Genomic DNA, 411 nt, shown 5'->3' with positions numbered 1-411 from the left:
GTCCGTGCCGTCCGGCAGACCACCCTGGGACTGCGGTGGCTGGTCACCTACTCCGGCCAGCGTCGCGAGAAGACCATGGTCGAGCGCCTCATGAACGAGCTGCTCGACGCCAGCAACGGCCTCGGCGCCAGCGTCAAGCGGCGCGAGGACATGCACAAGATGGCGGAGTCGAACCGCGCCTTCGCCCACTACCGCTGGTGACCGGCCGACCGTCGGGCGCCAACTCGCGATCCAGGGAGAGCTGAGCAGTGGCAGCACAGGACGTGCTGACGGACCTGACCAAGGTCCGCAACATCGGCATCATGGCCCACATCGACGCCGGTAAGACGACCACGACCGAGCGGATCCTGTACTACACCGGGATCAACTACAAGCTCGGTGAGGTGCACGACGGCGCCGCCACCATGGACC

1 protein-coding gene and 1 pseudogene are annotated in these 411 nt (G+C 66.7%); both read left to right on the top strand.

The window, feature by feature from the left end:
* A pseudogene (locus tag DBV35_RS29335) lies at window positions 1-201 on the top strand (30S ribosomal protein S7); the annotation flags it as partial.
* Window positions 202-263: 62 nt separating this feature from the next.
* Window positions 264-411 (top strand): GTP-binding protein (locus tag DBV35_RS29330; RefSeq protein WP_281262256.1); only part of this gene is annotated, 148 nt, incomplete at its 3' end.

It is taken from the genome of Acuticoccus kandeliae (assembly GCF_003073115.1).
The sequence above is the reverse complement of the archived record's forward strand: the minus strand, read 5'-3'. Positions and strand labels throughout refer to the sequence as shown.